The 23,470-nt window shown below is 61.9% G+C and carries 24 protein-coding genes; all 24 read left to right on the plus strand.

What is annotated here, in order from left to right; translation table 11 throughout:
- The first annotated feature begins 1 nt into the window (after position 1).
- The 24 genes from fliH to TRP66_RS15950 all read left to right on the plus strand — a co-directional run bounded on the left by fliH (position 2) and on the right by TRP66_RS15950 (position 23,470).
- Positions 2-820 (plus strand): flagellar assembly protein FliH, encoded by an 819-nt coding sequence (gene fliH, locus TRP66_RS15835; RefSeq protein WP_333404378.1) that lies wholly within the window; start codon positions 2-4, stop codon positions 818-820.
- Positions 810-2,168 carry a flagellar protein export ATPase FliI gene (gene fliI / locus TRP66_RS15840; protein ID WP_333404380.1) on the plus strand — a complete coding sequence of 453 codons (1,359 nt, stop codon included), beginning with the start codon at positions 810-812 and terminating at the stop codon, positions 2,166-2,168. Before fliH ends, fliI begins: the two co-directional genes overlap by 11 nt.
- 6 nt (positions 2,169-2,174) lie before the next feature.
- On the plus strand, positions 2,175-2,624 hold the full coding sequence (fliJ, locus tag TRP66_RS15845) for a flagellar export protein FliJ (protein ID WP_333404382.1): 450 nt from the start codon (positions 2,175-2,177) through the stop codon (positions 2,622-2,624).
- A gap of 125 nt (positions 2,625-2,749) precedes the next feature.
- Positions 2,750-3,052 (plus strand): STAS domain-containing protein, encoded by a 303-nt coding sequence (locus tag TRP66_RS15850; protein WP_333404384.1) that lies wholly within the window; start codon positions 2,750-2,752, stop codon positions 3,050-3,052.
- A gap of 4 nt (positions 3,053-3,056) precedes the next feature.
- The gene (locus TRP66_RS15855; protein ID WP_333404386.1) at positions 3,057-4,763 is read left to right on the plus strand and encodes a SpoIIE family protein phosphatase; all 1,707 of its coding nucleotides are present in this window, start codon (positions 3,057-3,059) and stop codon (positions 4,761-4,763) included.
- Positions 4,764-4,789: 26 nt separating this feature from the next.
- Positions 4,790-5,146 (plus strand): Hpt domain-containing protein, encoded by a 357-nt coding sequence (locus TRP66_RS15860; protein WP_333404388.1) that lies wholly within the window; start codon positions 4,790-4,792, stop codon positions 5,144-5,146.
- 176 nt (positions 5,147-5,322) lie between these two features.
- Positions 5,323-6,696 carry a flagellar hook-length control protein FliK gene (locus TRP66_RS15865; RefSeq protein WP_333404391.1) on the plus strand — a complete coding sequence of 458 codons (1,374 nt, stop codon included), beginning with the start codon at positions 5,323-5,325 and terminating at the stop codon, positions 6,694-6,696.
- A gap of 175 nt (positions 6,697-6,871) precedes the next feature.
- Positions 6,872-7,372 (plus strand): flagellar basal body-associated protein FliL, encoded by a 501-nt coding sequence (fliL, locus tag TRP66_RS15870; protein WP_333404393.1) that lies wholly within the window; start codon positions 6,872-6,874, stop codon positions 7,370-7,372.
- Positions 7,373-7,381: 9 nt separating this feature from the next.
- A complete protein-coding gene (gene fliM, locus TRP66_RS15875) occupies positions 7,382-8,350 on the plus strand; it encodes a flagellar motor switch protein FliM (RefSeq protein ID WP_333404395.1) in 969 nt (322 codons plus the stop codon).
- Positions 8,351-8,410: 60 nt separating this feature from the next.
- Entirely contained in the window at positions 8,411-8,872 is a 462-nt protein-coding gene (gene fliN, locus TRP66_RS15880; protein WP_333404397.1) for a flagellar motor switch protein FliN, read from the plus strand.
- Positions 8,873-9,349, plus strand: a complete 477-nt coding sequence (gene fliO, locus TRP66_RS15885; protein WP_333404399.1) for a flagellar biosynthetic protein FliO — start codon at positions 8,873-8,875, stop codon at positions 9,347-9,349.
- The gene (gene fliP / locus TRP66_RS15890) at positions 9,349-10,101 is read left to right on the plus strand and encodes a flagellar type III secretion system pore protein FliP (RefSeq protein ID WP_333404401.1); all 753 of its coding nucleotides are present in this window, start codon (positions 9,349-9,351) and stop codon (positions 10,099-10,101) included. The genes fliO and fliP overlap by 1 nt, the downstream gene beginning before the upstream one ends.
- A 25-nt stretch (positions 10,102-10,126) precedes the next feature.
- On the plus strand, positions 10,127-10,396 hold the full coding sequence (fliQ, locus tag TRP66_RS15895; RefSeq protein WP_333404403.1) for a flagellar biosynthesis protein FliQ: 270 nt from the start codon (positions 10,127-10,129) through the stop codon (positions 10,394-10,396).
- A gap of 6 nt (positions 10,397-10,402) precedes the next feature.
- On the plus strand, positions 10,403-11,188 hold the full coding sequence (fliR, locus tag TRP66_RS15900) for a flagellar biosynthetic protein FliR (protein WP_333404406.1): 786 nt from the start codon (positions 10,403-10,405) through the stop codon (positions 11,186-11,188).
- A 1-nt stretch (position 11,189) separates the two neighbouring features.
- Positions 11,190-12,326 (plus strand): flagellar biosynthesis protein FlhB, encoded by a 1,137-nt coding sequence (gene flhB / locus TRP66_RS15905; RefSeq protein ID WP_333404408.1) that lies wholly within the window; start codon positions 11,190-11,192, stop codon positions 12,324-12,326.
- Positions 12,327-12,625: 299 nt separating this feature from the next.
- Positions 12,626-14,755, plus strand: a complete 2,130-nt coding sequence (gene flhA / locus TRP66_RS15910) for a flagellar biosynthesis protein FlhA (protein ID WP_333404410.1) — start codon at positions 12,626-12,628, stop codon at positions 14,753-14,755.
- 11 nt (positions 14,756-14,766) lie between these two features.
- Positions 14,767-16,098 (plus strand): flagellar biosynthesis protein FlhF, encoded by a 1,332-nt coding sequence (gene flhF, locus TRP66_RS15915; protein WP_333404412.1) that lies wholly within the window; start codon positions 14,767-14,769, stop codon positions 16,096-16,098.
- Between the two features lie 115 nt (positions 16,099-16,213).
- Entirely contained in the window at positions 16,214-17,047 is an 834-nt protein-coding gene (gene fleN, locus TRP66_RS15920) for a flagellar synthesis regulator FleN (protein ID WP_333404413.1), read from the plus strand.
- On the plus strand, positions 17,044-17,784 hold the full coding sequence (fliA, locus tag TRP66_RS15925; protein ID WP_333404415.1) for an RNA polymerase sigma factor FliA: 741 nt from the start codon (positions 17,044-17,046) through the stop codon (positions 17,782-17,784). Before fleN ends, fliA begins: the two co-directional genes overlap by 4 nt.
- Positions 17,785-18,035: 251 nt before the next feature.
- Positions 18,036-18,410 carry a chemotaxis response regulator CheY gene (locus TRP66_RS15930; protein WP_333404417.1) on the plus strand — a complete coding sequence of 125 codons (375 nt, stop codon included), beginning with the start codon at positions 18,036-18,038 and terminating at the stop codon, positions 18,408-18,410.
- 19 nt (positions 18,411-18,429) lie between these two features.
- Entirely contained in the window at positions 18,430-19,215 is a 786-nt protein-coding gene (locus TRP66_RS15935; RefSeq protein ID WP_333404420.1) for a protein phosphatase CheZ, read from the plus strand.
- 33 nt (positions 19,216-19,248) lie between these two features.
- Positions 19,249-21,513 (plus strand): chemotaxis protein CheA, encoded by a 2,265-nt coding sequence (locus TRP66_RS15940; RefSeq protein WP_333404422.1) that lies wholly within the window; start codon positions 19,249-19,251, stop codon positions 21,511-21,513.
- 50 nt (positions 21,514-21,563) lie between these two features.
- A complete protein-coding gene (locus tag TRP66_RS15945; protein WP_333404424.1) occupies positions 21,564-22,730 on the plus strand; it encodes a protein-glutamate methylesterase/protein-glutamine glutaminase in 1,167 nt (388 codons plus the stop codon).
- Positions 22,730-23,470 (plus strand): flagellar motor protein, encoded by a 741-nt coding sequence (locus TRP66_RS15950; protein WP_333404427.1) that lies wholly within the window; start codon positions 22,730-22,732, stop codon positions 23,468-23,470. The genes TRP66_RS15945 and TRP66_RS15950 overlap by 1 nt, the downstream gene beginning before the upstream one ends.

The raw sequence follows: 23,470 nt of genomic DNA on the forward strand, positions 1-23,470 counted from the left end.
GATGTCCAGCTCCAGTAGTAAAGAACCGCCAAGCGACCTGATTCGTCACGAGGACATCCGCGGGTTCGATGCCTGGGCGCTGCCCAGCTTCGATCCCGAACCCGAGCCGGAACCCGAACCCGAGCCGATGCCTGAAGAGGAACCGGCTCCCAGCGAAGAGGTTCCGCTGGAGGAAGTCCAGCCGCTGACCCTGGAAGAACTCGAAAGCATTCGTCAGGAAGCCTGGAACGAAGGCTTCGCCACGGGTGAGAAAGAGGGCTTCCACAGCACCTCGCTCAAGGTCCGTCAGGAAGCCGAAGTGGCACTGGCGGCCAAGGTCGAGAGCCTTGAACAGCTGATGCAGCATCTGCTCGAACCCATCGCGAAACAGGATACACAGATCGAGAAGATGCTGGTTCATCTGGTCGAGCATATTGCCCGTCAGGTCATCCAGCGCGAATTGCAGACCGATTCGTCGCAGATCGCCAATGTGCTGCGCGACGCCTTGAAGCTGTTGCCGATGGGCGCCAACAATCTGCGGATCTTCATCAACCCGCAGGACTTCGGGCTGGTCAAGGCGATGCGCGAGCGTTACGAAGAAGCGTGGAAAATCGTCGAGGACGACACGCTGCTGCCGGGCGGTTGCCGCATTGAAACCGAACATAGCCGTATCGACGCCAGCGTCGAGACCCGCCTGTCACTGGCCATCGCCAAGATGTACGACCAGATGCATGACCAGGTCATGCATCCGGCGGCCCCGGACCTGAACGTCGACACCGATGTTCCAGCCGAACAGTCTGCCACCGCACAGCCACGCAAGGACGCTGACGATGCGTCTTGATCGAACCAGCTTCGGCAAGCGCCTGGGCACCTACGCCGACTCGATCCGCCTGCCGGTGCAGCCGGTGGTCGAGGGGCGTCTGCTGCGCATGGTCGGTCTGACCCTGGAGGCCGAAGGCTTGCGTGCCGCCATGGGCAGCCGCTGCGTGGTCATCAACGACGACAGTCATGATGCCGTCGAGGTCGAAGCCGAGGTGATGGGCTTTGCTGGCGGCAAGGTCTTTCTCATGCCGATCGGCAGCGTGGCGGGCATCGCGCCGGGTGCGCGAGTGGTGCCGCTGGCCGACACCGGTCGCCTGCCCATGGGCATGACCATGCTCGGTCGAGTGCTCGACGGCGCCGGTCGACCGCTGGACGGACGTCCGCCGATCAAGGCCGAAGACTGGGTGCCCATGGACGGCCCGACCATCAACCCGCTCAAGCGCGATCCGATCAGCCAGCCGCTGGACGTCGGCATTCGCTGCATCAACGGCTTGCTCACGGTTGGCAAGGGGCAGCGTCTGGGCCTGTTCGCCGGTACGGGCGTCGGCAAGAGCGTGCTGCTGGGCATGATGACCCGCTTCACGGAAGCCGAGATCATCGTGGTCGGGCTGATTGGCGAGCGGGGTCGTGAGGTCAAGGAATTCATCGAGCATATTCTGGGCGAGGAAGGCATCAAGCGCGCCGTGGTCGTCGCCTCGCCAGCGGACGATGCGCCCTTGATGCGCCTGCGTGCCGCCATGTACTGCACTCGCATTGCCGAATATTTCCGCGACCAGGGCAAGAACGTACTGCTGCTCATGGATTCGCTGACCCGTTTTGCCCAGGCCCAGCGGGAAATCGCGCTGGCTATCGGCGAGCCTCCAGCGACCAAGGGCTATCCGCCTTCGGTCTTCGCCCGGCTGCCCAAGCTTGTCGAACGCGCCGGCAACGCCGAAGCAGGCGGTGGCTCGATCACGGCGTTCTACACCGTTCTGTCCGAAGGCGACGACCAGCAGGACCCGATTGCCGACTCGGCGCGTGGCGTGCTCGACGGGCACATCGTGTTGTCCCGGCGTCTGGCGGAGGAGGGGCACTATCCGGCCATCGACATCGAGGCGTCGATCAGCCGGGTCATGCCCGCGGTGGTCAGCCCGGAGCACATGGCCCGTGCTCAACACTTCAAACAATTGTGGTCGCGCTATCAGCAGACGCGCGACCTGATCAGCGTCGGTGCCTACGTGGCCGGCGGTGACCGGGAGACTGACATGGCCATCGCCCTGCAACCGGCGCTGGTGCGTTATCAGCGTCAGGGGCTGCGCGACAACGAGAGCATGCAGGCCAGTGGCGAAGCGCTGGCGGCCGTGTTCGGTCCGGCCCCTGGCGGCTGATGACCGATGGCTCAGAGTCGAGCGGCGCGTCTGGCGCCCGTGGTGGAAATGGCCGAGGCCGCCGAGCGAAGCGCGGCGCAGCGGCTTGGCTATTTTCAGGGCCAGGTCAATCTGGCCCTCAACAAACTGCAGGAGCTCGATCAGTTCCGTCACGACTACCAGCAGCAGTGGCTGGCGAAGGGCAGTGGTGGCGTATCCGGGCAGTGGATGATGGGTTACCAGCGCTTTCTCAGCCAGCTCGACACCGCCGTCGCCCAGCAGAACAAGAGTCTGGAGTGGCATCAGTCCAACCTCGACAAGGCGCGTACCTCCTGGCAGGAGGCCTACGCCCGGGTGGAAGGGCTGCGCAAGCTGGTACAGCGCTACATCGACGAGGCTCGTCGTCTGGAAGACAAGCGCGAGCAGAAGCTGCTGGACGAGTTATCCCAGCGCCTGCCACGTCACGAGCCTGACTGATCGACCGGGTCCATGAAGTCTGAACGGTTATCCGGGCCGGTTTCTCTTCGAGGCCTTTGGTTCGCCTATTTTGTAAACACCCTCTAAGCTTTGGGTGTCTCGGTGATGAAACATTAGGGATCAATATGACTGTCACGTCCGAGCTTTCCCCCGATCGTCAGCAGTTGACGATCTTCGTCGAGGGCCGTTTCGACTTCGGTGCTCATCAGGACTTTCGCGCGGCGTATCAGGATCGTCCCGGAAACCTCAACTACGTCGTGGATCTGCGCGGTACCCAATATCTGGACAGCTCTGCGCTGGGCATGCTGCTCTTGCTGCGCGACCATGCCGGCGGGGACACGGCCCGCGTCAGGCTGATCAACTGCACGCCTGACGTGATCAAGATCCTGACCATTTCCAACTTCTCCAAATTGTTCCAGCTGAGCTGACGCCTTGGGCACCGTTTCCAAGGGGCTGTGCATTCTCATCGCCGAAGACAGCCCCAGCGACCGGCTGCTGCTGTCGACCATCATCGGTCGGCTGGGTCATCGGGTACTGAGCGCCGCGACGGGCATCGAGGCCGTCGCCGTATTCGAGCTTGAGCGGCCACAGCTGGTACTGATGGACGCGATGATGCCGGTCATGGACGGTTTTGAAGCGGCGCGGCGCATCAAGAAAATGGCCGGCGAGTCGCTGGTGCCGATCATTTTCCTGACGTCTCTTACCGAAGGCGAAGCCTTGGCGTACTGCCTGGAAGCCGGCGGCGACGATTTCATCTCCAAGCCCTACAACCCAGTGGTGCTCGCGGCCAAGATCAACGCCATGAATCGCCTGCGCCTGTTGCAGGAGACCGTTCTGCAACAGCGCGATCAGATCGCCCGACACCACGAATACCTGCTGCATGAGCAGCGCGTCGCCAAGGCTGTGTTCGACCAGGTGGCTCATTCCGGGTGCCTGGGCGCGTCAAATATCCGTTATCTGCAATCGCCCTATGCGCTGTTCAATGGTGACCTGATGCTGGCCGCCTATACCCCTGCGGGCCTGATGCACGTATTGCTCGGCGACTTTACTGGCCATGGGCTGCCGGCTGCGGTGGGTGCCATGCCCTTGGCCGAAGTATTCTACGGCATGACCACCAAGGGTTACGGCCTGCCGGAAATCCTTCGCGAGATGAACGCCAAGCTCAAGCGCATCCTGCCGGTGGACATGTTCTGCTGCGCCACGCTGCTAAGCGTCAATATTGCCCAGCGGCAAGTGGAGGTATGGAACGGCGGGCTCCCCGAGGGCTATCTGTTGCGCGGCCATGGCCGTGAATCGACGCCGCTTGCATCCCGCCATTTGCCGCTGGGCGTGTTGAGCGTCGAAGCCTTTGACACCCGCACTGAAGTGCATCCGCTGGCGCCGGGCGACCGCATCTTTCTGCTCTCCGATGGCGTGCTGGACACGTCCAACAGCTGTGACGAGCGATTTGGCGGGCAACGCCTGCGAGAGGTGCTGGCGGCCAATCGCGAACCCGAGCTGCTGATCCAGGAAATACTCCAGGCCCTGAACGACTTCGGCGGCAAGGCTCGGGATGACGTCAGCATGCTGGAAATCATTGCCGACGAATCCGCGATGCCGACGCCGCCGCCCTTGATCTATTCCGACAGCGGGGCGTCGAGTCCGCTGGACTGGTCGGCCAGCTTCGAATTCCGCGCCGCGACCCTCAAACGCTTCAACCCATTGCCGTACGTCGTGCAGTTGCTATTGGAAGTCCATGGACTGCGCGCGCAGACCAGCGCGTTGCACAGCGTGCTCGCCGAGCTGTACAGCAATGCCCTCGAACACGGAGTTTTAGGGCTCGATTCGGCGCTTAAACATGATGCGGCCGGATTTGCCAGCTACTATGAACAGCGGGCCGAACGTCTGACAGCGCTCGACAGCGGTTTCATCCGCTTGCATGTCAGCGTCAAGCCAGTGGCGCAGGGCGGCCGGCTGACGGTCAGCATCGAAGACAGCGGTCGGGGCTTCGACGCCCGGCAGGTGCTGGCTACGCCGCCGGCGCTCGACAGTCTGTACGGGCGGGGCATCCGGCTGGTGTGCGAACTTGGTCAACAGGCCCGCTGGAGCGACGATGGCCGGACTGCCAGCGTAGAGTTTTCATGGAGCGCAATGGCATAATCGGCCGCGAATCAAGGAGCGAACAAGTGTCGATTCATGTGGACAGCAGCGTGTTGAGCGCTTTGCAGGATGTCATGGAAGGTGAGTACCCGACCTTGCTCGACGTCTTTCTTGAAGATTCCGAGCAACGGGTCGCGCAATTGCACGCGGCCTGCCATTCCCCTGCGCCGGATTTGCAGGCGCTGAGCCTGAATGCGCACAGCTTCAAGGGCAGCTGCGCCAATATGGGGGCTTTCAAATTGTCCGAGCTATGCCGGCAACTGGAGGACCAGTCCCGCCTGGGAAAGCGCGATGAGCTGGAGCGCCTGATCGAGCAGATCGACGCCGAATACCTGACCGTACGCCGGCTTTTCATCGCCGAGCGGCGGCTCTACAACAGCTGATACCAGCCCCCTTCGGTAGGAGCGGCTTCAGCCGCGAAGCGCCGGTACATCCGACGAGACGCACTGGTTCGGACGCCTATCTCGCGGATAAATCCGCTCCTACAAACCGCGCAAGCGTTTATTGGCCCGGATCTTGCTGTAGCTTGGGCAACCAGCTGCTTTCTGCGGAGTTTCAAATGTCCCTCGCCACTAATGTGCTTCTCCAGGCCAGCACTGCCGCGACCTCCAGGTCCGGTATGGCCAACACCGCTTCAAAACCAGCCGATGCTGGCAGGGACGGGGCTTCCAGCTTCTCCAACGTCTATGACCAACAAGGGCGGGACAAGGTCGCTCAGCATCAGGACGCCCCTGCGAAGACTTCTCGTGACACGGAAAAGAACAAGCCTGTGGCGGCCAAAGACAAGGCCGATACCGGCCAGCCCGCAGCCGGCTCTCAATCGACCGTTGCCGAAAGCGGCAAAGACTTGCCTGCCGATTCGGCGGCAGCGACCGCTGAGCAATCCGCCGGTGATGAGGCGGACACGTCCGAAGCGGCGCTGGCCGCAAGCGACGCACTCAGCACCGACTCGCTCGATCCGGCTCTGCTGACTGCGGATGGTCCGGTTCCGGGGGAACTGCCTGTCGCACTGGTGACCGATTCGGCGCCCGATGCGAATACAGCTCCCGTACTGGCCGCCATGAATGCGGCGCCGGTTGCGACGGTTGTGGAAGACTCCTTCGACCCGGACGCCGATCCGCTCAAGGACCTGCCTGCCGTGCAGTTGGCGCTGGAAAGCGCCAACGCCAAGACGCACTTTGCGCCGCAGAACCATCAGGCTGCCGCCAATGTGCCTGCCGATCCGGAAGCTGACCCGACTCAGAACCTCGCCAATAACCTGGCGGCGCTCACCGAGCAGCAGGCGTCGGATGAAAGCAGCACCGAGAGCAGCGACAAATCCTTCACCAGCCTGATTGGCGACGCCCTCAAGGACGTCAAGAGCGCGGCAGGCGACACGCGGGTCGACAACTTCGCCGAGCGTCTGGCGGCTCTGAGTCAGGCCGCGCAGCCGGCCAGGACCGCCGCGCCATCCACGCCGTTGCTCAGCCAGCCTTTGGCGATGCACCAGAGCGGCTGGAGCGAAGGTATCGTCGAGCGTGTGATGTATCTGTCGAGCCAAAGCCTCAAGTCGGCGGAAATCAAGCTGGAACCGGCGGAACTCGGTCGTCTCGACATTCGCGTCAACATGGCGCCGGATCAGCAGACCCAGGTGACCTTCATGAGCGCCCACCTCGGCGTTCGCGAAGCGCTGGAAAGCCAGATGTCTCGGCTGCGCGACTCCTTCACTCAGCAAGGCCTGGGGCAGGTTGACGTGAACGTTGCCGACCAGTCACAGCAGCAGGCGCAACAGCAAGCCCAAGAGCAGGCCAGCCGTGCCCAGCGTGGCGGTCGCGGTTCGAGGCTGTCGGGCGGTGACAGCGGCGATGACGGTGCCGTGGCCGAAGCTGCAGCGCCGGTCAGTCAGCCTGTGCAGCGGGTGGTGGGGACCAGCGAGATCGACTACTACGCCTGATCAACGGTAACCATCGCCAGCAAGCTGGCTCCTCCGTAGGAGCCAGCTTGCTGGCGATATTGCCTTCCCTCTCTATCTGTTCCCTCATTCGTATCCCCCCGCACAACTCTGGCATAACACTTGCTCAGCCACTGTCATGTATTGAAGATCCCCTCAATAGCGACGGATTATTGGCATGGCGAAGAGCGACGAACCCAAAGACCCAGCTTCCAAAGGAAAACTCAAACTCATCATTATCGCAGTGGTAGCGTTACTGCTCGCGGTGGGTTTGTCGGTGGGAGCAACCTGGTTCATCATGCACAAATCCGACAGCGCGCCGGACCCGGCAGCCGCGGCCGCCGCGACCGATGTCAAGCCGGTGGCGGTCTACGAGCCGTTGACTCCGGCGTTCGTGGTCAACTTCAATGCCAACGGTCGCCAGCGCTACATGCAGGTCAGCATCACCATGCTCTCGCGCAATGCCGCCGACATGGAAGCGCTCAAGGCGCACATGCCGGTCATCCGCAATAACTTGGTCATGCTGTTCGCCGGGATTCCCTTCGAATCGCTGGCAACGCCGGTAGGTCAGGAAATGCTGCGTCAGAAAGCGACCGCCAGCATTCAGGAAGTGGCTCAGAAAGAACTCGGCAAGACTGTGATCGAGCAGCTGCTGTTCACTAACTTCGTATTGCAGTAGGACCCCCACATGGCCGTGCAAGACCTTCTGTCCCAGGACGAAATCGACGCGCTGTTGCATGGTGTCGACGATGGTATGGTCCAGACCGAAAGCCCTACCGAGCCTGGCAGCGTCAAAAGCTATGACCTGACCAGCCAGGACCGGATCGTCCGCGGTCGCATGCCGACCCTTGAGATGATCAACGAGCGTTTCGCGCGCTATACCCGCATCAGCATGTTCAACCTGCTGCGCCGTTCGGCGGACGTGGCGGTCGGCGGGGTGCAAGTGATGAAGTTCGGCGAGTACATCCACTCGCTGTATGTGCCTACCAGCCTCAATCTGGCGAAGATCAAGCCTTTGCGCGGCACGGCACTGTTCATCCTCGACGCCAAGCTGGTGTTCAAGCTGGTGGACAACTTCTTCGGCGGCGACGGTCGTCACGCCAAGATCGAGGGGCGCGAGTTCACGCCGACCGAGCTGCGCGTGGTGCGCATGGTGCTGGATCAGGCGTTCATCGATTTGAAGGAAGCCTGGCAGGCCATCCTGGAAGTCAACTTCGAGTACATCAACTCGGAAGTGAACCCGGCCATGGCGAACATCGTCGGCCCGAGCGAAGCGGTCGTGATCTCCACCTTCCACATCGAGCTGGACGGCGGTGGCGGCGACCTGCACGTGACCATGCCGTACTCGATGATCGAGCCGATTCGCGAAATGCTCGACGCCGGTTTCCAGTCCGATCTGGACGACCAGGACGAGCGCTGGATCAACGCATTGAAGGAAGACGTGCTGGACGTTTCGGTGCCTTTGACCACCACGGTGGCCCAGCGCCAGTTGCCGTTGCGCGACATTCTGCACATGCGCCCAGGGGATGTGATCCCGGTCGAGCTGCCGGATGCGCTGATCATGCGTGCTAACGGCGTGCCGTCGTTCAAGGTCAAGCTCGGCTCGCACAAGGGCAATCTGGCCCTGCAAGTAATCGAACCCATAGAGCGGCGCTGACTCAAACGTCGGTGCCGGTAATTGTTGCGTAATTGAATCATTGCCCGCAGAGGACAACCAATGGCTGATGAAAACGAAATGACGTCTGCTGAAGATCAGGCGTTGGCCGATGAATGGGCTGCGGCCCTGGGCGAGGCTGGCGAAGGCGGGCAGGCGGACATCGACGCGCTGCTGGCCGCCGATGCCGGGAACTCGTCCAATCGCATGGCGATGGAAGAGTTCGGCAGCGTGCCGAAGACGGCAGGTGCGGCCACTCTGGACGGCCCCAATCTGGACGTGATCCTGGATATCCCGGTGTCGATTTCCATGGAAGTGGGCAGCACCGACATCAACATCCGCAACTTGCTGCAGCTCAACCAGGGTTCGGTGATCGAGCTGGACCGTCTGGCGGGTGAACCACTGGACGTGCTGGTCAACGGCACGCTGATCGCCCACGGCGAAGTGGTCGTGGTCAACGAGAAGTTCGGGATTCGTCTGACTGACGTGATCAGTCCGAGTGAACGTATCAAGAAGCTGCGCTAAGTGAGGCGGTTTCTGGCGGTTCTGACGTTTTCCGTACTGGCACCGGCCCTGGCCTGGGCGGCCGAGCCGGCGGCGCCATCCGCGCCTGCACAGGCGACTGCGCCCCAGGCCGCCGCGTCGCAGGTCGCCAACACCGGCATTAGCATGGGCGGTCAGCTGTTTCAGCTGCTGCTCGGCCTGCTGCTGGTCATTGCGCTGATCTTCGTGCTGGCCTGGGTCATGCGTCGCGTCCAGCGCGTCGGGCCCAACAGTGGTCAGGTTATCGAACTGATCAGCTCCCGGGCGCTGGGGCCGCGTGATCGTCTAATGCTGGTTCAGGTCGGCCAGGAGCAGATTCTGCTGGGCATCACGCCCGGTCGCATCACACCGCTGCATGTGCTCAAGGAGCCGGTGCAGGTGCCGGAGCGCGAGCAGGTGACGCCTGAGTTCGCCCAGCAACTGATGAAACTGATGGGCAAGGATAAGGACAAGAAGTAATGGGCGCCTTGCGTTTCCTGATAGGCCTGCTGCTGTTGACGGCAGCGCCGTATGTGTTTGCGGCCGACCCTTGGTCGGTGCCGGCTATCACGTTGTCCAACGGGGCCGACGGCCAGCAAGAGTATTCGGTCAGTCTGCAGATTCTGCTGATCATGACGGCGCTGAGCTTTATTCCGGCGTTCGTCATGCTGATGACCAGTTTCACGCGGATCATCATCGTGTTCTCGATCCTGCGTCAGGCCCTCGGCCTGCAACAGACGCCGTCGAACCAGATCCTGACCGGCATGGCGCTGTTTCTGACCATGTTCATCATGGCGCCGGTGTTCGATCGCGTTAACCGGGACGCCTTGCAGCCGTATCTGGCCGAGCAATTGAGCGCGCAGGACGCCGTGGCTCGCGCGGAAGTGCCGATCAAGGATTTCATGCTGGCGCAGACCCGCACCAGCGATCTCGAACTGTTCATGCGCCTGTCCAAGCGCACCGACATCCCGTCGCCGGATGCCGCGCCGCTGACGATTCTGGTCCCGGCATTCGTGATTTCCGAGCTCAAGACCGCGTTCCAGATCGGCTTCATGATCTTCATTCCGTTTCTGATCATCGACCTGGTCGTCGCCAGCGTCCTGATGGCGATGGGTATGATGATGCTGTCGCCGCTGATCATCTCGTTACCGTTCAAGATCATGCTGTTCGTGCTGGTGGATGGCTGGGCGTTGATCGTCGGCACTCTGGCCGGCAGTTTTGGTGGTGTATGACTCGTAGTGACGTGAGGGCTGACCGATGACGCCGGAAGTAGCAGTCGATCTGTTTCGGGAAGCGCTGTGGCTGACCACGGTGCTGGTAGCGATTCTGGTAGTGCCCAGTCTGATCTGCGGCCTGCTGGTGGCCATGTTTCAGGCCGCCACGCAGATCAACGAACAGACCTTGAGTTTCCTGCCTCGCCTGATCGTCATGCTTTTGACTCTGATCGTCGTGGGGCCGTGGCTGTTGAAGATCGTCATGGAATACATCCTGTCGTTGTACGGCAGCATTCCGACGCTGATCGGCTGATTCCGCATGCAGCCTGTGCTTGCGCTGACTGACGCCCAGATCAGTACCTGGGTCGCCAGCTTCATGCTGCCTCTGTTCCGGATCGTCGCGGTGCTGATGACTATGCCGATCATCGGGACCACGCTGGTGCCCCGGCGTGTGCGGCTTTACTTCGCGCTGGCGATCACGGTTGTGATCGCTCCGGTGCTGCCCGCCATGCCGACCGTCGAGGCGCTTGACCTGAGCGCCTTGCTGCTGATCGGCGAGCAGATCGTCGTCGGCGCCGCCATGGGCCTGTCCTTGCAGTTGTTCTTCCACATATTCGTGGTGGCAGGGCAGATCATCGCCACGCAGATGGGCATGGGTTTCGCGTCCATGGTCGACCCCACCAACGGCGTGTCTTCGGCGGTCATCGGCCAGTTCTTCACCATGCTGATCACCTTGCTGTTCCTGGCCATGAACGGCCATCTGGTGGTGCTCGACATTCTGGTCGAGAGTTTCAACACCATGCCGGTGGGCGGCGGTCTGCTGGTCGACAACTTCTGGCAACTGGCGACCGGACTGGGCGCGGTAATGAGTTCTGGACTGCGCCTGGTGCTGCCGGCCATTACCGCCTTGCTGGTGATCAACATCGCATTTGGCGTCATGACCCGCGCGGCGCCGCAACTCAATATCTTCTCCATCGGCTTTCCGCTCACGCTGGTGCTGGGCATGGTCATCCTCTGGATGTCGATGGCCGACATTCTCACTCAATATCAACCGATGGCGACCGATGCCCTGCAGGCGTTGCGCGATCTGGTGAGGGCCCGCTGACATGGCCGAGAACGAGAACGGTCAGGACAAGACAGAAGAGCCCACGGAGAAAAAGATCCGTGATGCCCGCGCCGAAGGCCAGATCGCCCGCTCGAAGGAGCTCACCACGCTGGTGGTGATGCTCATGGGTGCGGGGGGACTGCTGGTGTTCGGCGGCGGCATTGCCGAAATGATGCTGGCGCTGATGCGCAACAACTTCACCATTACCCGCGAGTCCATCATGGACACCACGTTCATGGGCAAGCTGCTGCTCGCCTCCGGCGAACACGCATTGATCGTGGTGCTGCCGTTCCTGATCGCCATGCTGTTCGCGGCGCTGGTGGGGCCGATCATGCTCGGCGGCTGGCTGTTCGCCGGCAAGTCGCTGATGCCCAAGTTCAGCCGGATGAACCCGGCGGCGGGCCTCAAGCGCATGTTCTCGCCCAGCGCGCTGGTGGAATTGCTCAAGTCCCTTGCCAAGTTTCTGATCATCCTGATCGTGGCGCTGATCGTGCTCTCCAAGGAGCGCAACGATCTGGTGGCGATAGCCCATGAGCCGCTCGAACAAGCCATCGTGCACAGCCTGCAAGTGGTGGGCTGGAGCAGTTTCTGGATGGCGTGCGGACTGATTTTCGTCGCCGCGGCGGATGTGCCGTTCCAGTTGTATTCCGCGCACAAGAAGCTGCTGATGACCAAGCAGGAAGTGCGCGACGAGTACAAGAACAGCGAGGGCAGCCCTGAGGTCAAGCAGCGGATTCGTCAGTTGCAGCGGGAAATGTCCCAGCGGCGGATGATGGCGGCGATCCCGGAGGCCGACGTCATCATCACCAACCCGACCCATTATGCCGTGGCGATCAAATACGATCCGGAGCAGGGCGGGGCGCCGATGCTGCTGGCCAAGGGTACGGATCTGATCGCCCTGAAGATCCGCGAGATCGGCGCGCACAATCAGATCCTGATCCTGGAGTCGGCGGCCCTGGCCCGATCGATCTACTACAGCACCGAGCTTGAACAGGAGATCCCCGCCGGGTTGTACCTGGCCGTGGCGCAGGTATTGGCCTACGTGTATCAGATCCGCCAGTACCACGCCGGCCGTGCCAAACGCCCCGCCCCGCTCGGCGACATGCCCATCCCGCCGGACCTGCAGCGCGACGCGTGACCGTTGCGCTGTCGCTTGTGGGAGGGAGCTTGCTCGCGACGGGATTCATGCATCTCGCCTGACGCACCGCCTGGACCGATCTGCTGCCGCTGCGCGGCAGATCGCGAGCAAGCTCGCTCCCACACCCCCCTGTAGGAGCCAGCTTGCTGGCGATTCACGCTGTCCGGATTTCCTGCCGCTGCACGCCAGATCGCGGCTAAAGCCGCTCCTACACAAAAGTTGGACAGCTTTTTGCACTAAGAGAATCAGGATGCCTCGAGGCGTCAAAGTTTTGATTCAGTGCGCAGGGTGAAGAATCAGTGGATCGTTCTCAGTTAATCAGTGGCGCACGTAGCAACCTGGCAGGGCTGGGCCGCGGACAGCTTGGTATTCCGCTGTTGTTGCTGGTCATGCTGGCAATGATGATGTTGCCCATTCCGCCGTTCCTGCTGGACGTGTTCTTCACGTTCAACATTGCGCTGTCGATCGTCGTGCTGCTGGTGTGCGTGTACGCCATGCGGCCTCTCGACTTTTCCGTGTTTCCGACCATCCTGCTGGTCGCCACGCTGTTGCGCCTGGCGCTGAACGTCGCTTCGACCCGCGTGGTCATGCTCCACGGCCAGGACGGTCACGCCGCGGCCGGTAAGGTGATCCAGGCCTTCGGTGAAGTGGTGATCGGCGGCAACTACGTCGTCGGTATCGTGGTCTTCGCCATCCTGATGATCATCAACTTCGTGGTCATCACCAAGGGTGCCGGCCGTATTTCCGAAGTGAGCGCGCGCTTCACCCTCGACGCAATGCCTGGCAAGCAGATGGCGATCGACGCCGACCTCAACGCCGGTCTGATCGATCAGACCGAAGCCAAACGCCGTCGCGCCGAAGTCGCGCAGGAAGCCGAGTTCTACGGCTCCATGGACGGTGCGAGCAAATTCGTGCGTGGCGATGCCATCGCCGGCCTGCTGATCCTCTTCATCAACCTCATCGGCGGCGTGCTGGTGGGTATGCTGCAACACAACATGGCCTTCGCCGACGCCGGCCGTGTCTACACCCTGCTCACCATTGGTGACGGTTTGGTGGCACAATTGCCATCACTGTTGCTGTCCACTGCCGCCGCGATCATGGTGACCCGCGCTTCCGGTTCGGAAGAGATGGGCAAGATGATCCACCGCCAGATGTTCACCTCCTACAAGGCTCTGGGGGTATCCGCCGCGATCATGATCGTCATGGGGCTGGTGCCGGGCATGCCGCATTTCGCGTTCATCAGCCTGGGCCTGTTGGCCGGTGGTGGCGCTTATCTGCTGTGGAAGAAGGAAAACCGCGTGAAGGTCGAAGCTCTGGCTGAAGTGCAGCGTCAGCAGGATCTGCTGCCGTCGCCGACCCGCGCGCAGGAAACCAAGGAACTGGGCTGGGACGACGTGGCACCGATCGACATCATTGGCCTGGAAGTGGGCTATCGCCTGATTCCGCTGGTGGACCGCAATCAGGGTGGTCAACTGCTGGCGCGTATCAAGGGTGTGCGCAAGAAGCTGTCTCAGGAGCTGGGCTTTCTGATGCCGACCGTGCATATCCGCGACAACCTGGATCTGGCGCCGAGCGCCTATCGTTTGACGCTGATGGGTGTGATTCTGGCCGAAGCCGAGATCTACCCGGATCGGGAACTGGCGATCAACCCTGGTCAGGTTTTCGGCACCCTCAACGGCATCACCGCCAGAGACCCGGCGTTCGGGCTGGAAGCGGTGTGGATCGAAGTCAGCCAGCGCAGTCAGGCACAGTCCCTGGGTTACACCGTGGTGGACGCCAGTACCGTGGTGGCGACCCACCTCAACCAGATTCTCTACAAGCATTCCCACGAGCTGATCGGCCACGAGGAAGTCCAGCAGTTGTTGCAGATGCTCGCCAAGAGCTCGCCTAAACTGGCTGAAGAGCTGGTGCCCGGTGTGCTGTCGCTGTCGGCGCTGCTCAATGTCCTGCAGGCGTTGCTCGCCGAGCACGTACCGGTACGCGATATCCGCAGCATTGCCGAGGCTATCGCCAACAACGCCGGGAAGAGTCAAGATACCGCCGCTATGGTGGCGGCCGTCCGGGTCGGTCTAAGCCGCGCAATCGTGCAAAGCATTGTAGGCATTGAGCCGGAGCTGCCTGTTATCACGCTCGAGCCAAGGTTGGAACAGATATTGCTCAATAGTCTGCAGAAGGCTGGTCAGGGTCAGGAAGAAGGCGTTCTTCTCGAGCCGAGCATGGCCGAGAAGCTCCAGCGGTCGTTGATCGAGGCCGCCCAGCGTCAGGAAATGCAAGGTTTGCCGGTCATTCTGCTGGTAGCGGGTCCGATTCGGGCCATGCTCTCGCGGTTTGGACGTCTGGCGGTACCAAGTATGCATGTACTGGCGTATCAGGAGATTCCTGACAACAAGCAAGTCACCATCGTAGCGACTGTCGGGCCTAACGGCTGAGGTAAAGAGTCATGCAAGTTAAGCGATTTTTCGCCGCCGATATGCGTCAGGCCATGAAGCTGGTTCGCGATGAGCTGGGCGCCGAGGCGGCCATCATCGGTAACCGGCGCATCGCCGGCGGTGTCGAGCTGACTGCCGCTCTGGATTACAAGCTGTCCGCGCTGGCACCCCGTGTGCCGAACATGGAGCTGGAGGACGAGCTGCGCAAGACCCAGTCGCGCATCGTCTCCGCCCAGGCCGAACTGGACAACCGCAGCGACAGCGATCCGTCGATCAACCTGCAGTTGTTCTCCGGCAAGCCGCTGACCGCACCCGATACACACATCGAGCCGACCCTCGAAGAGCCGCCGCGCCCGTACAGCTACGCGCCGCCGGCCGCTTCCGCCGAGCCTGCCGCCGGCCAGCGCGCCATCGATTCGATGCGCGCCGAACTGAACGGCCTGCGCGAGCTGCTGGAAGTCCAGCTCGGCTCGCTGGCCTGGAACCAGCTGCAGGGCAGCCGTCCGCAGCAGGCCAACCTTTGGCGCCGCCTGCAACGCGTCGGCCTGTCCGGCCCGCTGTCGCGCGACCTGCTGGCGATGGTGCCGGAAACCGACGAACCCCGTCAGGCCTGGCGCATGCTGCTGGCGCACCTGGCGCGGATGATCACAGTGCCCGAAGTCGAGCCGCTGGAAGAGGGCGGTGTGATCGCCCTGGTCGGCCCGGCCGGCATGGGCAAGACCACCACGCTCGCCAAGCTGGCCGCCCGCTACGTGCTCAAGTACGGCGCGCAGAACATCGCGCTGGTCAGCATGGACAGTTTTCGTATCGGCGCGCAGGAGCAGCTCAAGACACTGGGCCGCATCCTGAACGTGCCGGTGACTCATCTGGACCCGGGCCAGTCCCTGGCCCAGGCGCTGGAGCCGCTGATTCGCAAGCGCGTGGTATTGATCGATACCGCCGGCCTGCAAGCCAGCGATCCTGCGCTGCGTCTGCAACTGGAAAGCCTGGCGGGTCGTGGCATCCGCTCGCGCAACTATCTGGTCCTGGCGACCACCAGCCAGAAGCAGGTGCTGTCAGCCGCGTACCACAGTTACAAGCGTTGCGGCCTGGCCGGATGCATTCTGACCAAGCTGGACGAAACCGCGAGCCTCGGCGAAGTGCTGAGCCTCGCAATCAGCCACGAATTGCCCGTAGCGTATCTGACCGACGGGCCGCGCATTCCTGACGACGTGCATCTGCCGCGCCGCCACCAGTTGGTGAGCCGTGCCGTAAGTGTGCAGATGCAGGACGAACCGAGTGAGGAAGCGATGGCTGATATGTTTGCCGACCTCTATCACACCCCCGGCAAGAGAGTGGGTTAAGTGATGGGTACCAGTGGAATGTCCCTGCATCAATGGTCTGCCAAGCATCGTTCGGATTCGAGCATGCAGCCCGTAATGTGGCTTCGGTCTACGCAAGACAAGGTAAAGAAATAACATGGGCAGCATGCATCCCGTACAGGTCATCGCGGTGACCGGTGGCAAAGGTGGCGTAGGCAAGACGAACGTGTCGGTGAACCTTTCACTGGCCCTGGCCGAACTCGGCCGGCGCGTCATGCTGCTCGACGCCGATCTGGGTCTGGCGAACGTCGACGTGCTGCTGGGTCTGACGCCCAAGCGTACGCTGGCCGACGTCATGGAAGGTCGTTGCGAACTGCGCGATGTGCTCCTGCAGGGGCCGGGCGGCGTGCGCATCGTGCCCGCCGCTTCGGGTACCCAGAGCATGGTGCATCTGACGCCCGCGCAGCACGCCGGTCTGATCCAGGCGTTCAGCGAGGTGGGCGACAATCTCGATGTGCTGGTGATCGACACGGCCGCCGGTATCGGCGAGTCGGTGGTGAGCTTCGTGCGCGCGGCCCAGGAAGTGCTGCTGGTGGTCTGCGACGAGCCGACTTCCATCACCGACGCCTACGCGCTGATCAAGTTGCTCAACCGCGACTACGGCATGAATCGCTTCCGGGTGCTCGCCAACATGGCGCAGAGCCCGCAGGAAGGCCGCAACCTGTTTGCCAAGCTGACCAAGGTGACCGACAGGTTCCTGGACGTGGCGCTGCAGTATGTCGGCGCTGTTCCTTACGACGAGTGCGTGCGCAAGGCGGTGCAGAAGCAGCGCGCGGTGTACGAAGCGTTTCCCCGTTCCAAATGTGCGCTGGCCTTCAAGGCCATTGCCCAGAAAGTAGATACATGGCCCTTGCCGGCCAACCCAAGAGGTCATCTTGAATTCTTCGTCGAACGGCTTGTTCACCAGACCAGCGCAGGTTCCGTCCAATGACTGCGAGCGGATTTCAAATGTATAGCAAGGCTTCCAGAAACTCGCAGTACGAGCTGATCGAGCGCTACGCGCCGCTGGTCAAACGTATCGCTTACCATCTGCTGGCGCGTCTGCCGGCCAGCGTTCAGGTCGAGGACCTGATCCAGGCCGGCATGATCGGTCTGCTGGAGGTGTCGACCAAGTACGACTCCACCAAGGGCGCGAGTTTCGAGACGTATGCCGGCATCCGGATTCGTGGCGCGATGCTCGACGAAGTGCGCAAAGGTGACTGGGCACCCCGTTCGGTGCATCGAAACACGCGCATGGTCAGTGACGCGATTCGCGCAATCGAAGCGAGAACCGGCCGTGACGCTAAAGATCACGAAGTTGCTGCCGAACTCCAGTTGAGTCTCGACGATTACTACGGGATTTTGAACGATACCCTGGGCAGCCGACTGTTCAGCTTCGACGACCTGTTGCAGGACGGCGAGCATGAAGGGCTGCACGAGGACGGCGCGAGCGCTTCGCTCGAACCGTCGCGCGATCTGGAAGATGAGCGCTTCCAGGCCGCGTTGGCCGATGCAATTGCCAATCTGCCGGAGCGCGAGCGTCTGGTATTGGCGCTGTACTACGACGAAGAGCTGAACCTCAAGGAAATCGGTGAGGTCCTGGGGGTCAGCGAATCGCGGGTCAGTCAGTTACACAGCCAGTGCGCCGCTCGTTTGCGGGGGCGTTTGGGAGAGTGGCGAGCGCGTTGACAGGCAAGGCGCGTCCAGTGGGCGCGCAGTGACTGGAACTGGCTGTGCAGAGCGTTACGTGGTAATGGGACGGATCGAACAGGCGGCCTTGCGGGTGAAGACCCGAAGGCCGCTTGAAGTATGTGGCTGTCGTTGTGCCAAGCCCGTCGTGTTTCGTACAGCCGGGGGTGTGCTGTGCCAGTATTGATTGAACAGCGCGTTCAGGTGCTGAACGCGTCAAAGACTGCTTGGAGGTCGAATTGGACAAGAACATGAAAATCCTTATCGTCGATGACTTCTCGACGATGCGGCGCATCATCAAGAACCTGCTGCGTGACCTGGGGTTCACCAACACATCGGAAGCGGACGACGGTATTACCGCGCTGCCGATGCTGCAAAGCGGCGCCTTCGATTTTCTGGTGACCGACTGGAACATGCCTGGCATGTCCGGTATCGATCTTTTGCGTCAGGTCCGTCAGGACGAACGTCTGAAGAATCTTCCGGTGCTGATGGTGACCGCCGAAGCCAAGCGGGAGCAGATCATCGAAGCTGCCCAGGCCGGCGTGAACGGTTACGTGGTTAAGCCTTTTACCGCCCAGGTGCTGCAAGAGAAGATCGAAAAGATCTTCGAACGCGTCAATAGCTGAGGCATGCCGCGAGGGCGCTATGGAGAACAAAGATTCGTTGGGTGACTTCGAAGCCACCCTCAAGAGGCACGCACAGGAACTCGTCACCAGTCTTGAAAAAGGCCGGTTCGGCGATGCCGTGCAACTCATCCATGAGCTTAACCAGACCCGTGATCGCGGCCTGTACCAGGAAGTCGGCAAACTGACCCGCGAGTTGCACAGCGCGATCGTCAATTTCCAGATCGACCCGCACATGCCGCAAGCCGAAGAAGTGTCGCAGATCACTGACGCGACCGAGCGTCTGTCATATGTGGTGCGACTGACCGAGGGTGCGGCCAATCGCACGATGGACCTGGTCGAGCAAAGCACGCCGTTGATGAACAGCCTCAGCGCCGACGCCAAGGCGTTGAGCGAGGACTGGGGACGTTTCATGCGCCGCGAAATCGGCGCCGAAGAGTTTCGTGATCTGGCCAAGCGGGTCGACGGTTTCCTGACGCGTAGCGAAAAGGAAACCCACGCCGTTGCCACTCACCTCAACGACATCCTGCTGGCCCAGGATTACCAGGACCTGACCGGTCAGGTGATCAAGCGGGTAACGCAGCTGGTGACCGAGGTAGAGAGCAATCTGCTCAAGCTGGTGCTGATGGCCAGCCATGTCGATCGCTTCGCCGGGATCGAGCATGACGCCGAAGCGCTGCGTGCTGAAAAAGATCCCAAAAAACATCTCACCCAGGGTGAAGGTCCGCAGATTCATGCCGATAAACGTGAAGACGTCGTATCCGGTCAGGATGATGTAGACGATCTGCTATCGAGCCTCGGCTTCTAGGTCTGTTGACGGTTTAATTTTAGGGAGCACCCCATGAGCTTCGGCGCCGATGAAGAAATCCTTCAGGATTTTCTGGTAGAGGCCGGCGAAATTCTGGAGCAGCTGTCGGAGCAATTGGTCGAGCTGGAAAGCCGACCGGATGATGCCGACCTGCTCAACGCAATTTTTCGCGGTTTTCACACTGTAAAAGGAGGCGCCGGCTTCCTCCAGCTCCATGAGCTGGTGGAGTGCTGCCACATCGCCGAAAACGTGTTCGACATCCTGCGCAAGGGTGAGCGACGCGTCGACTCCGAATTGATGGACGTGGTCCTGGAAGCCCTGGACACGGTCAACAGCATGTTTGGTCAGGTTCGGGAACGCACCGAGATCACCCCGGCCACGCCCGAGTTGCTGGCTGCGCTGTCGCGCCTGGCCGAACCCCAGTCGGCCGATGCACCGGTCGCCGAGCCTGAACCTGTGGCCGCGCCGGTCGCGGTGGCAGAGCCGGCGAGCGACGACATCACCGACACCGAGTTCGAGCAATTGCTCGACTCGTTGCAAGGTGCTCAGTCCGAATCAGTCGTGGCGGCGCCGCAAGCGGCCCAGCCTGCCAGCGACGAAATCACCGATCAGGAATTCGAATCGCTGCTGGACCAGCTGCACGGCAAGGGCAAGTTCGCGGCTGATACCGCTGCCGCGCCTGCGCCTGTGGCCGCTGCTGTCGCAGCGCCGAGCGCCGAGAAGTCGCCAGCCAGTGACGAGATCACTGACGACGAATTCGAAGCCTTGCTGGACCAGTTGCACGGCAAGGGCTCGTTCGATGGCGCGGTGGCGGCGTCCGCACCCGCTGTCGCACCGGCAGCCAAGGCGCCCGCCGCCAGCGCACCGGCGTCCGACGAAATCACCGATCAGGAATTCGAAAGCCTGCTCGACGACCTGCATGGCAAGGGCAAATTCGAGGCTTCCGCACTGGTTGGCAGCGCAGCGCCCGCAGCTCCTGCCGCGCCTGTTGCCAAAGCCACGCCGGCGCCGGCTCCTGCGGCCAAGCCCGCTGCTGCCGTCGCCAAGCCTGAAGCCGCGCCCGCCAAGGCTGCGCCGGCCCCGGCCCGCGCGCCTGCCGTCGGCGGTGAGAAGCCTGTTGCCTCCGAAGTGGAAACCACAGTACGGGTCGACACGGCGCGCCTCGACGAAATCATGAACATGGTCGGCGAGCTGGTGCTGGTGCGTAACCGTCTGGTGCGCCTGGGGCTCAACAGCGGCGACGAAGCCATGTCCAAGGCGGTGTCCAACCTGGACGTGGTGACCGCCGACCTGCAGACCGCGGTCATGAAGACCCGGATGCAGCCGATCAAGAAAGTCTTCGGCCGCTTCCCGCGTCTGGTCCGTGACCTGGCGCGTCAGCTCAAGAAAGAGATCAACCTGGAACTGGTGGGTGAAGAAACCGACCTGGACAAGAACCTTGTCGAGGCACTCGCCGACCCGCTGGTCCACTTGGTGCGCAACGCCGTCGACCATGGCATCGAGACGCCGGAAGAGCGTGAAGCCTCCGGCAAGAATCGTGGCGGTCGCGTAGTGCTTTCGGCCGAGCAGGAAGGCGACCATATTCTGTTGTCGATTTCCGACGACGGCAAGGGCATGGACCCCAACGTGCTGCGTTCCATCGCCGTCAAACGCGGCGTGATGGACAAGGACGCCGCCGACCGTCTGAGCGATACCGACTGCTACAACCTGATTTTCGCGCCAGGCTTCTCGACCAAGACCGAGATTTCCGACGTGTCGGGCCGTGGCGTGGGCATGGACGTGGTGAAAACCAAGATTTCCCAGCTCAACGGTTCGATCAACATCTACTCCACTAAGGGCCAGGGTTCGAAGATCGTCATCAAGGTGCCGTTGACCCTGGCGATCATGCCAACGCTGATGGTGATGCTGGGCAACCAGGCATTCGCTTTCCCGCTGGTCAACGTCAACGAGATCTTCCACCTGGACCTGTCGACCACCAATGTCGTCGACGGACAGGAAGTGGTGATCGTGCGCGACAAGGCGCTACCGCTGTTCTACCTCAAGCGCTGGCTGATCAGCTCGGCCGAGCACGAAGAGCAGCGCGAAGGGCATGTGGTCATCCTTTCCGTGGGCACTCAGCGCATCGGCTTCGTGGTCGACCAGCTGGTGGGTCAGGAAGAGGTGGTGATCAAGCCGCTGGGCAAGATGTTGCAAGGTACTCCGGGCATGTCCGGCGCCACCATCACCGGCGACGGCCGCATCGCGCTGATTCTCGATGTACCCAGCATGCTCAAGCGTTACGCCGCCCGGCGTATTTGATTCTGGGGTCGCGGCCAGCCCGGCTGCCCGCGACGCCTATTGGAGTGTTTATGGCAGTCAAGGTCCTGGTGGTGGATGATTCCGGTTTCTTCCGGCGCCGCGTTACGGAAATTCTTTCTTCGGACCCCAACATCCAGGTCGTCGGCACGGCGACCAACGGCAGGGAAGCGATCGAACAGGCCCTGGCACTCAAGCCGGACGTGATCACCATGGACTACGAAATGCCGATGATGGATGGCATTACGTCGGTCCGTCACATCATGCAGAAGATTCCGACTCCGGTCTTGATGTTCTCCTCGCTGACGCACGAAGGTGCCCGCGTCACCCTGGACGCACTGGATGCCGGCGCGGTGGACTTCCTGCCCAAGAATTTCGAAGACATCTCGCGCAACCCGCAGAAGGTCAAGCAACTGCTGTGCGAGAAGATTCACAGTATTTCGCGCAGTAACCGGCGCTTCAGTGCCTTTGGTTCAAGCCCGGTCGCGACCGCCGCGCCAGCACCGAGCCCGCCGACCTCTGCGGCACCCGCTGCCGGACGTGCGCCTGCGCCCATACCCGCCCGCGCTGTACCGCCCCGCCGGCCTGCAACTGCGGCCGCACCTGCGCATACCCACGCCCCGGCGCCGTCGCATAATTCGCCCGCGCCCAAGCGCAAGCCTTACAAGCTGGTCGCCATCGGCACGTCCACCGGCGGACCGGTAGCGCTGCAGCGCGTGCTGACGCAACTGCCTGCCAGTTTTCCGACGCCACTGGTGCTGATCCAGCACATGCCGGCGGCCTTCACCAAAGCGTTCGCAGAGCGTCTGGACAAGCTGTGCAAGATCAGCGTCAAGGAAGCTGAAGACGGCGATGTCCTGCGTCCCGGTCTTGCGTTGTTGGCTCCCGGCGGCAAACAGATGATGGTGGACAGTCGCGGCACGGTGAAAATCCTGCCCGGCGACGAGCGCTTGAACTACAAGCCTTGCGTGGATATCACCTTTGGCTCCGCGGCCAAATCCTACGGCGACAAAGTGCTGGCGGTGGTACTGACCGGCATGGGCGCCGATGGACGCGAAGGCGCGCGCCTGCTCAAGCAGGGCGGCAGCACGGTGTGGGCGCAGGATGAAGCGAGCTGCGTGATTTATGGCATGCCGATGGCTGTCGTCAAGGCTGATCTGGCAGATGCGATCTACAGCCTGGACGATGTCGGTCGGCATCTGGTCGAGGCGTGTATCTGATGGATGTTTTGAGTCTTATCGGTCTTATCCTGGCATTCGTTGCGATCATCGGCGGTAATTTTCTCGAAGGCGGTCATCTTGGCGCGCTGCTCAACGGCCCGGCAGCCTTGATCGTGCTGGGCGGTACTCTGGGCGCGTCGCTGTTGCAGGCGCCGATGAGCGCCTTCATGCGTGCCATGAAAATCGTCAGCTGGATTCTGTTCCCGCCGCGCATCGATCTTGCCAGCGGCGTCGACCGCGTGATCGGCTGGAGCATGACCGCGCGCAAGGAGGGTCTGCTCGGGCTGGAAAGCGTCGCCGACAGCGAACCTGACAACTACTCGCGCAAGGGCCTGCAACTGCTGGTCGACGGCGCCGAACCCGAAGCGATCCGCAGCATTCTGGAAGTGGACTTCATCACCCAGGAAACCCGCGACCTGCAAGCCGCCAAGGTGTTCGAGAGCATGGGCGGCTATGCGCCGACCGTGGGTATCATCGGCGCGGTCATGGGCCTGATCCATGTGATGGGCAACCTGGCAGACCCGACCCAGTTGGGCAGCGGGATTGCCGTGGCGTTCGTCGCTACCATCTATGGCGTCGCCACCGCCAACCTGATCCTGCTGCCGATCGCCAACAAGCTCAAGGCGATCGTGCATCGCCAGTCGCGCTATCGGGAAATGCTGCTCGAAGGCCTGCTGTCCATTGCCGAAGGCGAGAACCCGCGCTCCATTGAACTCAAGCTGCAAGGCTTCATGGAGTAA

The organism is Pseudomonas sp. JDS28PS106 (assembly GCF_036706555.1).
GTDB lineage: Bacteria > Pseudomonadota > Gammaproteobacteria > Pseudomonadales > Pseudomonadaceae > Aquipseudomonas.

Coding starts and splice junctions, on each gene's coding strand:
- fliR (WP_333404406.1), top strand. CDS start 10,403: ATGCAGCCTGTGCTTGCGCTGACTGACGCCCAGATCAGTACCTGGGTC.
- fliN (WP_333404397.1), top strand. CDS start 8,411: ATGGCTGATGAAAACGAAATGACGTCTGCTGAAGATCAGGCGTTGGCC.
- fliM (WP_333404395.1), top strand. CDS start 7,382: ATGGCCGTGCAAGACCTTCTGTCCCAGGACGAAATCGACGCGCTGTTG.
- TRP66_RS15935 (WP_333404420.1), top strand. CDS start 18,430: ATGGAGAACAAAGATTCGTTGGGTGACTTCGAAGCCACCCTCAAGAGG.
- fliI (WP_333404380.1), top strand. CDS start 810: ATGCGTCTTGATCGAACCAGCTTCGGCAAGCGCCTGGGCACCTACGCC.
- fliL (WP_333404393.1), top strand. CDS start 6,872: ATGGCGAAGAGCGACGAACCCAAAGACCCAGCTTCCAAAGGAAAACTC.
- fliA (WP_333404415.1), top strand. CDS start 17,044: ATGACTGCGAGCGGATTTCAAATGTATAGCAAGGCTTCCAGAAACTCG.
- TRP66_RS15945 (WP_333404424.1), top strand. CDS start 21,564: ATGGCAGTCAAGGTCCTGGTGGTGGATGATTCCGGTTTCTTCCGGCGC.
- flhB (WP_333404408.1), top strand. CDS start 11,190: ATGGCCGAGAACGAGAACGGTCAGGACAAGACAGAAGAGCCCACGGAG.
- fliJ (WP_333404382.1), top strand. CDS start 2,175: ATGGCTCAGAGTCGAGCGGCGCGTCTGGCGCCCGTGGTGGAAATGGCC.
- TRP66_RS15850 (WP_333404384.1), top strand. CDS start 2,750: ATGACTGTCACGTCCGAGCTTTCCCCCGATCGTCAGCAGTTGACGATC.
- flhF (WP_333404412.1), top strand. CDS start 14,767: ATGCAAGTTAAGCGATTTTTCGCCGCCGATATGCGTCAGGCCATGAAG.
- fliP (WP_333404401.1), top strand. CDS start 9,349: ATGGGCGCCTTGCGTTTCCTGATAGGCCTGCTGCTGTTGACGGCAGCG.
- TRP66_RS15950 (WP_333404427.1), top strand. CDS start 22,730: ATGGATGTTTTGAGTCTTATCGGTCTTATCCTGGCATTCGTTGCGATC.
- TRP66_RS15940 (WP_333404422.1), top strand. CDS start 19,249: ATGAGCTTCGGCGCCGATGAAGAAATCCTTCAGGATTTTCTGGTAGAG.
- TRP66_RS15865 (WP_333404391.1), top strand. CDS start 5,323: ATGTCCCTCGCCACTAATGTGCTTCTCCAGGCCAGCACTGCCGCGACC.
- fliQ (WP_333404403.1), top strand. CDS start 10,127: ATGACGCCGGAAGTAGCAGTCGATCTGTTTCGGGAAGCGCTGTGGCTG.
- fleN (WP_333404413.1), top strand. CDS start 16,214: ATGGGCAGCATGCATCCCGTACAGGTCATCGCGGTGACCGGTGGCAAA.
- TRP66_RS15930 (WP_333404417.1), top strand. CDS start 18,036: ATGAAAATCCTTATCGTCGATGACTTCTCGACGATGCGGCGCATCATC.
- fliH (WP_333404378.1), top strand. CDS start 2: ATGTCCAGCTCCAGTAGTAAAGAACCGCCAAGCGACCTGATTCGTCAC.